This window comes from Haloferax sp. Atlit-10N (assembly GCF_003586325.1).
GTDB classification, from domain to species: Archaea; Halobacteriota; Halobacteria; order Halobacteriales; family Haloferacaceae; genus Haloferax; species Haloferax prahovense.
This window is the reverse complement of the sequence record NZ_PSYX01000003.1, coordinates 435,967-442,787: the sequence shown is the minus strand read 5'-3', so window position 1 is coordinate 442,787 and position 6,821 is coordinate 435,967. Positions and strand designations below refer to the sequence as shown.

Annotated in this window: 5 protein-coding genes and 1 pseudogene; all 6 read left to right on the top strand. The window is 67.3% G+C overall.

Annotated elements, in window-relative coordinates; translation table 11 throughout:
- Positions 1-125 precede the first annotated feature (125 nt).
- Positions 126-1,160: pseudogene (locus C5B91_RS13065) on the top strand (ABC transporter substrate-binding protein); the annotation flags it as partial.
- A 3-nt stretch (positions 1,161-1,163) separates the two neighbouring features.
- The gene (locus C5B91_RS13060; RefSeq protein WP_008095513.1) at positions 1,164-2,162 is read left to right on the top strand and encodes an ABC transporter permease; all 999 of its coding nucleotides are present in this window, start codon (positions 1,164-1,166) and stop codon (positions 2,160-2,162) included.
- 6 nt (positions 2,163-2,168) lie between these two features.
- Positions 2,169-3,233, top strand: a complete 1,065-nt coding sequence (locus C5B91_RS13055; RefSeq protein WP_008095510.1) for an ABC transporter permease — start codon at positions 2,169-2,171, stop codon at positions 3,231-3,233.
- 1 nt (position 3,234) lies between these two features.
- The gene (locus C5B91_RS13050) at positions 3,235-4,419 is read left to right on the top strand and encodes an ABC transporter ATP-binding protein (protein ID WP_115819424.1); all 1,185 of its coding nucleotides are present in this window, start codon (positions 3,235-3,237) and stop codon (positions 4,417-4,419) included.
- The gene (locus C5B91_RS13045) at positions 4,412-5,743 is read left to right on the top strand and encodes an ABC transporter ATP-binding protein (protein WP_049967679.1); all 1,332 of its coding nucleotides are present in this window, start codon (positions 4,412-4,414) and stop codon (positions 5,741-5,743) included. The genes C5B91_RS13050 and C5B91_RS13045 overlap by 8 nt, the downstream gene beginning before the upstream one ends.
- Positions 5,744-5,876: 133 nt before the next feature.
- A complete protein-coding gene (locus C5B91_RS13040) occupies positions 5,877-6,812 on the top strand; it encodes a DMT family transporter (RefSeq protein ID WP_115819423.1) in 936 nt (311 codons plus the stop codon).
- Positions 6,813-6,821 lie beyond the last annotated feature (9 nt).

The window sequence follows — 6,821 nt, the reverse complement described above, 5'->3', positions numbered from 1 at the left end:
CGTTGTGTCGGCTTCTTTCCGTCCACGTTGTCGAGAGCGTCTTGCAATTCCTCGACGGAAACATCGTCGAGATGGTTCATTATCTCTTACAAGAGTCTTTGAGTAAAAAATTCTAACGATTACTATACCTCGACGTGATGCAGCAGTCGTGGGTCGAGGACAACGACAAGGCGTACATCGGCCAGAACATGAACGGCACCGGGCCGTTCCAACTCGATTCGTACACCGAAGACGAGGAGGTCGTCCTCACGGCGTACGAGGACTACTGGCAGGAGCCCGCGGCGGTCGATACCCTCACCTTCCGCGCCGCGTCCGAGGCCAGCACGCGCGTCAACCAACTCCTGCAGGGCGAGACCGACCTCATCGTCAACGTCCCGCCCCAGGAGGTCCAGCGCGTCACCAACTCCGACAACGCGCGCGTCGCCGCGGCCCCGTCGACCCGCATCATCTACAACGGGATGCGCTACGACGTCGAACCGTTCGATTCGGTCGAGTTCCGGCAGGCGATGAACTACGCCATCGACCTCGAGAGCATCGTCCAGAACGTCCTCGGCGGCTTCGGCGCGCAGACGGGCCAGCCGACGCTCCCCGAGTTCGTCGGCCACAACCCCGACCTCGACCCGTACCCGTACGACCCGGACCAGGCAGAGCAGTTGGTCGAAGAGTCCGGCTACGCCGGCGCGGAGATCGAACTCAACACGCCGGTCGGCCGCTACCTGAAGGACCTCGAAATCGCGCAGGCGGTCGCGGGCTACATCGACGAGCTACCGAACGTCACGGCGACGGTCCGCCAGCGCGACTTCGGCTCGCTCGTGGACGAACTGCTCGCGGGCAGTATCGAGGCCCGCCCGCCGTGGTTCCTCATCGGCTGGGGCGAGGCGACGTTCGACGGCGGCCTCGTCATGGAGGCGCTTCTCGCCTCCGACGGGACGCTCACGACGTGGCAAAACGAGGAGTTCGACGCACTACTCGAACAAGCCGGCAACCAGTCCGGCGAGGAGCGCGAGGCGACCCTCCAGGAGGCGAACGCGATGGCCCACGAGCAGTGCCCGTGGATATTCCTGAACCAGCAGTACAGCGTCTACGGCGTCAACGACGCCATCGCCTGGGAGGCCCGCTCCGACGAGCGCATCGACGCGTACGCGATGAGCCAGCAGTAGTCGATGTCGCTGTCGAGGTTCCTCATCAAACGCTCGCTCCAGGGGCTGTTCGTCATCTGGGGGGTCATCACGGTCGTCTTCGGCCTCCGGTTCATCTCGCCGGGGGACCCGGCGAACGTGCTGTTACCGCCCGACGTCGACCCGGAGGTCAGGGCGCAGGTCATCGCCGAACTCGGGCTGAACGAGCCCTTGTACGTGCAGTACTGGGAGTTCGTCTCGGGCATCCCGTTCGGCGACCTCGGCCTGTCGCTCGTGACCCGAACGCCGGTCGCGGCGCGCGTCGTCGCGAAGCTCCCGGCGACGCTGGAACTCGCCATCGCGGCGACCGTCGTCGCCGTCGTCATCGCGATTCCGCTCGGCGTCTTGTCGGCCACGCGGCGTCACCAGCCCGCGGACTACGGCGCGACCGTGTTCTCACTGGTCGGCATCAGCACGCCCAACTTCTGGCTCGGGGTGATGCTCATCCTCGTGCTCGCGGTCCAGCTGAACCTGTTCCCGACGAGCCAGCGCCCCATCGGCCTCGACGGCATCGCGATGCTCCTCGCCGGCGGTGAGGCGGGCGCGGCGATACGCGGCTTCGTGACGTGGCTGTGGCACATCACACTGCCAGCAATTACGCTCGGGACCTACTTCACCGCGCTCATCACGCGACTCACCCGCAGCGGGATGCTCGACCAGCTCGGACAGACTTACGTCCGCGCGTCGCGGGCGAAGGGGCTCCCGGAGACGCTGGTTCGCTACAAGCACGCGCTTCGGAACACGCTCATCCCGGTCATCACCGTCATCGGTCTCCAACTCGGCACCCTCATCGGCGGGGCCGTCATCACGGAGGCCGTCTTCGCGTGGCCGGGGCTCGGGACGCTCATCATCAACAGCATCAACGCCCGCGACTGGCCGGTCTTACAGGGCTCGCTCATCGTCGTCGCGGTCGGGTTCGTCCTCGTGAACATCCTCGTCGACGCCCTGTACGCCTACGTCAACCCGCAGGTGGCCTACGATTAACGCTCTATGATATCGGAACGCACACGCAGAAACCTTCGTCGGGAACTCAGACGGAGTCTCCTCGCGAAGCTCGGCATCATCGTCGTCGTCCTCATGGTGGCGATGGCCGTCTTCGCCCCGTTTATCTCCCCGTATAGCCCGTCTCAACAGAATCTCGATAACTCCCGACAGCCACCGCTCGGCTTCAGCACCAAAGAGACGAAAGAGGTGACGAAGATGGAAGACGGGAGCGTCGTCATCGAGGACGGCCAGGTCGTCACCGAGACGCAGACCGTCTACACGAACGCGACGGCCGCCCATCCGCTCGGCACCGACGGCAACGGGCGGGACATCCTCTCGCGCATCATCTACGGCGCGAGAACGTCCATCCTCGTCGGGTTGTTCGGCACGTCGCTCGCGGCGCTCATCGGCGTCCTCGTCGGGCTGTCAGCGGGGTTCTACCGCGGTCGCGTGGACGACGTGCTGATGCGGAGCGCGGACATCATGCTCGCGTTCCCCTCGCTCGTCCTCGCGATCGCCCTCGTCGGCGTCTGGGGGCAGGCCCAAGCGCCCATCCCCGACCCCTTCGTCGCCACCGGGCTCGCCCCGGCGTTCCGCTCGGCGGTCGGGTTACCGACGGGCATGCCCGAAACGGTCGTCCTCCCGGGGACGGTCATCGTCGTCGTCGCGCTCGTCAACTGGGTGTGGTTCGCCCGCGTCGCCCGCGGCGAGGCGCTCTCCATCCGCGAAGAGGAGTACGTGAAGGCCGCGAAGGCCCTCGGCGCGAGCGACGGGCGGACGATGCTCAGACACGTCCTCCCCAACGCCATCACGCCCATCCTCGTGTTGGCGACGATTCAGGTTGCCGCCATCATCCTGCTCGAATCGGCGCTGTCGTTCCTCGGCTTCTCCGGGGCCGACGTGTCGTGGGGCTTCGACATCGCCCTCGGCCGGCAGTACCAGTCCACCGCGTGGTGGATTTCGACGATGCCCGGCCTCGCCATCGTGGTGACGGTCATCGGGCTGAACCTCGTCGGCGACTGGCTCAGAGACGCGCTCGACCCCGGTATCGAAGGGGAGGGGGGCGTCTGAGATGGCCGACACGATTCTCAGCGTCCGCGACCTCTCCACCCGGTTTTTCACCGAGGAGGGGCAGGTCAACGCGGTCGAGAGCGTCTCGTTCGACGTCGAAGACGGCGAGATATTCGGCATCGTCGGCGAGTCCGGCTCCGGCAAGTCCGTGACCGCGCTCTCGGTCATCGACCTCATCGAGTCGCCCGGCCGCGTGACCCAAGGCGAGATCTGGTACCGCAACGCCGACCTCGCCGACGAGTTCCGCGGGTCGAAACCCGAGGCCGTCGACGGCGACCTCGTGGACATCCGCCGGCTCCCGAAGGGCGTCCGCAGGTCGCTCCGCGGCCCGTCGTTCAGCATGGTGTTTCAGGACCCGATGAGCAGTTTTAACCCCTCGATAACCGTCGGCGAGCAGATAGCCGAGGCGGTCGAGGTCCAGCGGCGCGCCCGTTCGAACCCGCGAAGCACGCGCTCGCGGACGCAGGGTTACGGTCTCGGTTCGCTCCTCGTGGACTCGCTTCTCCCCTCGAAGAGCTACGTCGACGACGAGAGCATGGACCGCGCGGTCGAACTGCTCGACCAGGTCGGCATCCCCGACCCCGAGGACCGCGCCGACGAGTACCCCCACCAGTTCTCGGGTGGGATGCTCCAGCGGGCGATGATCGCCCAGGCGCTCGCCGGCGAACCGGACATCCTCATCGCCGACGAACCGACGACGGCACTAGACGTGACCATCCAGGCACAGATTCTCAACCTGCTGCGCGACCTGCAGGAACAGGAGGGGATGAGCATCCTGATGATCACCCACGACTTGGGCGTCATCGCCCGGATGTGCGACCGCGTCGGCGTCATGTACGCCGGCGAGGTCGTCGAGCGCGGCCCGCTCGCCGATATCTTCGAGAACCCCGTCCACCCGTACACGCAGGGGCTGTTGGGGTCGATTCCGGACGTGGACGACCCCTCGGGTCGCCTCGAACCTATCTCGGGCAACGTCCCGAGCCTGCTCAACTCGGAGATGCCCGACGCGTGTTACTTCGCCGACCGGTGCCCCAAAGCCATGACCGACTGTCTGACCCGCATCCCCGAGTACGAACTGGACGGCCGACACAGCGTCCGGTGCGTCCTCGCCGAACAGGAGTACGACCCCGCGGACGCCGTCGATTCGGCCGACGCGGTCGACCGAGAGGTGAGCGCCGATGACTGAGCCGCTCCTCGCGGTTCGGGACCTCCAGAAGTACTACTTCGAGCAGGACTCGTTCGTCGACAGCCTCCTCGGGCGCGACCCGACGAGCGTCAAGGCCGTCGACGGCATCTCCTTCGAGGTCGAACGCGGCGAGACGCTCGGCCTCGTCGGCGAGTCCGGGTGCGGAAAGTCTACGACCGGCGAGACGCTGCTCCGACTGCGCGAGGCGACCGGCGGCACGGTCACCTTCGACGGGACGAACGTCTTCGAGATGGACGACGACGAACTCAAGGCGTTCCGCAGGGACGCCCAAATCGTCTTCCAAGACCCGTTTTCGAGCCTCGACCCGCGGATGACCGTCGGCGACATCGTCGCCGAACCGCTGAAGATTCACGGGATTCCGGAGACCACCGAGACCGAGTCGAAACGCGAGTGGCGGCGCGACAAGGTCGCCGACCTGTTGGAGCGGGTCGGCCTCTCGGCGAACCACCTCGACCGCTACCCCCACGAGTTCTCCGGCGGCCAGCGCCAGCGCATCGGCATCGCCCGGGCGCTCGCGCTCGAACCGGACTTCATCGTGCTCGACGAGCCGGTGTCGGCGCTCGACGTATCCGTCCAGGCGCAGGTGTTGAACCTGCTCGACGACCTCCAAGCGGAGTTCGGGCTGACGTACCTGTTCATCGCCCACGACCTCTCGGTCGTCCGCCATATCTGCGACCGCGTCGCCGTGATGTACCTCGGCAACGTGGTCGAACTTGGTCCGACCGACGAGCTGTTCGAGTCGCCGAAACACCCATACACGAAGGCGCTGTTGGAGAGCGTTCCCCGACCCTCCACGACCGAACACGGCCGGCGGGTCGAGGCGCTGTCGGGCGACGTGCCGTCGCCGCGAAACCCGCCGTCGGGCTGTCGCTTCCGGACGCGGTGCCCGCAGGTCATCCCCCCGGACGACCTCGACATTGAGCAGGGTGCCTACCGCGCCCTGATGGACCTCCGCGACGCGCTGGCGGTCGGCGACGTCAACCCGGACCACATCTGGGACGCCGCCGACCCCGACCGAGCGGACACGGAAGCGTTCATCGAGGAGGCCCGCGCGCGACACGTCGACGCCGAACTCCGCGGCGAGGTCGCGGGCGTCGTCGACACGGCGCTCGGCCACCTCGCCGAGGGCGAGGCCGACAGCGCCAGCGAGACGCTTCGGGAACGCTTCGAGAGTCCCTGTGAGACGCGCCGCCCCGCCGTCGGCGACGCGCCGCATCCCGCGGCGTGTCACCTCTACGAGGGCTCCGACGAGGTGACCGTCATCGAGACCAACGCTGGCGCGACCGCTGAGGCCGACGACTGAGACCCGACGGGCGACCGACCAGTGTGCTGGCGGTGGGCGGTGGGCGGTGGGCGGTGGGCGGTTCTCGCCCCGCGGCACCGGCGAAACCACCCCGTAACGAAACGTTCAGGCCCCCACCGGGCGCACCATCGCTGTGACACGGTACCGAAACCTCGGTCTGTTCGTCGTCCTCGCCGCCGTCTGGGGGTCCGCGTTCATGGCTATCAAAGCCGGACTCGAGTTCTTTCCGCCGGTGCTTTTCGCTGCCCTCCGGTACGACGTGGCGGGGGTAGTGATGCTCGCCTACGCGCTGTACGCCACCGACTCGCCGCTTCCGCGCGGCAGGGCCGAGTGGACGGAAGTCGTCATCGGCGCGGTCTTCCTCATCGCCGCCTACCACGCGCTCTTGTTCATCGGCGAAACCGACCCGGGCGTGACGAGCGCCGCCGCCGCGGTCATCGTGAGCCTCAGCCCGGTGCTCACCACTGGATTCGCGCGGCTCCTGCTCCCGAGCGAGCGGCTCACCGCGCTCGGCGTCGTCGGCCTCCTCCTCGGCCTCGTCGGCGTCGCGGTGCTCTCGGGGCTCGACCCGAGCAACCTCCTCGCCGGCGGCACGGTCGCGAAGCTCCTCATCTTCGGCGCGGCCGCCGCTTTCGCCCTCGGGTCGGTGCTGACCCGCCGAGTCGACTCGGAACTGTCCATCGAGACGATGGAGGCGTGGTCGATGCTCCTCGGGGCGGGACTGATGCACGTCGCGTCCGTCGCGCTCGGCGAGCGCCTCGGCTCGGTCGTCTTCAACGTCCAGTCCGTCGCCGCGCTCGGGTACCTCTCGCTCGCGGCGAGCGCGCTCGGCTTCCTCATCTACTTCGACCTGCTCGACCGCCTCGGCCCCATCGAAATCAACCTCGTCTCGTACGTCGCGCCCGTCTTCGCGGCGCTTTCGGGGTGGGCGTTCCTGAGCGAAGTTCCGACCCCGTCGACGGTCGGCGGGTTCGCGCTCATCTTTCTCGGGTTCCTCCTTCTGAAGCGCGGGGCGATTCGACGCGAACTCCGCTATCGGTTCGGCGACGGCGTCCGCGCGACCGACTGAAAAGCGCGG

Excerpts from the sequence above, each read along its gene's own strand:
- C5B91_RS13050 (WP_115819424.1), top strand. The coding sequence starts at position 3,235 with ATGGCCGACACGATTCTCAGCGTCCGCGACCTCTCCACCCGGTTTTTC.
- C5B91_RS13060 (WP_008095513.1), top strand. The coding sequence starts at position 1,164 with ATGTCGCTGTCGAGGTTCCTCATCAAACGCTCGCTCCAGGGGCTGTTC.
- C5B91_RS13055 (WP_008095510.1), top strand. The coding sequence starts at position 2,169 with ATGATATCGGAACGCACACGCAGAAACCTTCGTCGGGAACTCAGACGG.
- C5B91_RS13045 (WP_049967679.1), top strand. The coding sequence starts at position 4,412 with ATGACTGAGCCGCTCCTCGCGGTTCGGGACCTCCAGAAGTACTACTTC.